The 1,900-nt window shown below is 64.4% G+C and carries 3 protein-coding genes; 1 reads left to right on the top strand and 2 read right to left on the bottom strand.

What is annotated here, in order from left to right; genetic code table 11:
- Positions 1–4: 4 nt before the first annotated feature.
- Positions 5–166, bottom strand: a complete 162-nt coding sequence (locus EN906_RS32550; protein ID WP_013528842.1) for a DUF1328 family protein — start codon at positions 164–166, stop codon at positions 5–7.
- Positions 167–249: 83 nt separating this feature from the next.
- Entirely contained in the window at positions 250–1,269 is a 1,020-nt protein-coding gene (locus tag EN906_RS32545; protein ID WP_127268402.1) for an MBL fold metallo-hydrolase, read from the bottom strand.
- 262 nt (positions 1,270–1,531) lie between these two features.
- On the opposite strand from EN906_RS32545, the gene EN906_RS32540 reads away from it, so the two are divergent.
- Positions 1,532–1,900, top strand: a 369-nt coding sequence (locus tag EN906_RS32540) for a hypothetical protein (RefSeq protein WP_127375699.1), incomplete at its 3' end; no start/stop codon positions are given.

The following is a 1,900-nucleotide window of genomic DNA, read 5'->3' as shown; positions in this document are numbered from 1 at the left end:
GGACTCACGTGACGGCGAAAATGCCCAGCACCACCAGCAGGAAGATGATCAGAACGATGCCGATAAGGATCCGCGCGCCGGTGGCGGCGGCACCTGCCAGCGCCGGCATGCCGAGCAGGCTGGCTGCGGCGGCGACGATCAGGAGAATGATGATCCATTTGAGCATGGCAATGCCTCGCAAACCGACAGATTTTTCAACCACTTGAAAACGCGGTTGCCGCGCTGGGGTTCCGTCGAAACCGATGCGGATCAGGGCGCTATGTGCTCCGGCACATCCCAGACCTCGCCCGGCCGCAAGGCGCGAAAGCGCTCGCGCGGGATGCCTTGATCGTCAAGCGCCTCGGTCAATTTGCGCGCAGGCTCGTCGATCGGCTCGTCGGTGAGCTGGAAGGTGCCCCAATGACAGCCGGCGGCATGGGCGGCATTGCACAGCGTCATGCCTTGCACCGCCTCCTCCGGATTCTGGTGCTGCGGCGCCATGAACCAGCGCGGCTCATAGGCGCCGATCGGCAGGATGGCGAAGCGGAAACCGCCATGTTTCTCAGCCATCAGCCGGTAGTTGATGCCATTGTGAAAGCCGGTATCGCCGGCGAAATAGAGCTTGCTGTCAGGCGTTTCGACGACGAAGCCGGCCCACAGCGCCATGCGCCGGTCGCGGGCGCCACGCGCCGACCAGTGATGCACCGGCTCGACATGGACGGCGGCGCCATCGCCGATCCCGACCCTGTCGCCCCAGTCATGCGCCGACAGTCGCATGCCGGGCACGGCGGCTTCGATGATGGCGTCGTTCCCGAGCGGAGTGAGCACCAGCGGGTCGTGGCCGGCCTTCAGCCGCTTCAACGTGGCGAGGTCGAGATGGTCGTAATGGTTGTGGCTGACCAGCACGAGGTCGATCGGCGGCAGGTCGGCAAAGGCGATGCCTGGCGCATTGATGCGTTTTGGTCCGGCGAAGGAAAGCGGCGACGCGCGCAGCGACCACACCGGATCGGTAAGAATGTTCAGACCGGCCGTCTGGACCAGCAAGGTGGAATGACCAACCATGGTCACTTCCAGCGCGGCGCCCTCGACCCGAGCCGTCGGTTTCGCCTGCGGAAAGGGGCTTGCATCGCTCGCCGGCCATTTCGAGCGCTGGCCATTCAACTGCCATTTCAGCAGGTCGGCGAAACGGCCGGGTGGCCGGCCGTCGGGATTGAAGAACAATGCGCCGTCGAAATGGTCGCTGGGCGGGCCGCTGTAATAGCGATTGGCGGCAGTCTTTCTCGCGGCCAATTTGCGGCTCCAGCAGGGTTTCGTTTTCCAGACATAGGCGCTAAGGCGGTTCGCGCAAGCGTCCACCGACGAAGTGTTGACCGGAATTCCCAAGCGACGCGCGACAAACGGTCAGCCGTCGCGATTGCGATAAATTTGCAACAATTCTTGCTGCAAACTGTATTTTAACCATATCGGGTTGAAATTTCGCCACCTTCTCCATCTTGGTGGGGGTGAGATTGTGCGGACGGCTTCCCCCCAGCCGGATCCGACGGAGGTTGGAATGACTTTTTCGAAAACCGGTCTGGTGGCCGTATCGCTGGCGGCGCTCGTTGCGAGTGGCTGTTCGACCTCACGTTTTTCCTCGATGGATGACCAGCAGCCGGCACCGCTGGAGGCCGCGCCCGCCGGCAAGGTGACGGCGAACCAACTGCCGCCGCCGGCATCGCCCGGCACCACCGACCCTTCGCAATTCCCGACCGCGCCGGCGAACACCCAGGTCGCCGCGCTGCCTTCGGACGGCTCGGCGCCGGCCGGCGCTTCGGACGTGACCGCCGCCAGCGTCGCCGGTGTCTGGAACGCCAGCGTTGCGGGCCAGAGCTGCAAGGTGGCGACACCGCAGACCAAATTCGGCGCCGAGCCGTCCGAAGGC

The organism is Mesorhizobium sp. M7A.F.Ca.CA.004.06.1.1 (genome assembly GCF_003999135.1).
GTDB lineage: Bacteria > Pseudomonadota > Alphaproteobacteria > Rhizobiales > Rhizobiaceae > Mesorhizobium.
Note: the sequence above shows the minus strand (reverse complement) of the source record. Positions and strands in the feature narration are given on the sequence as shown.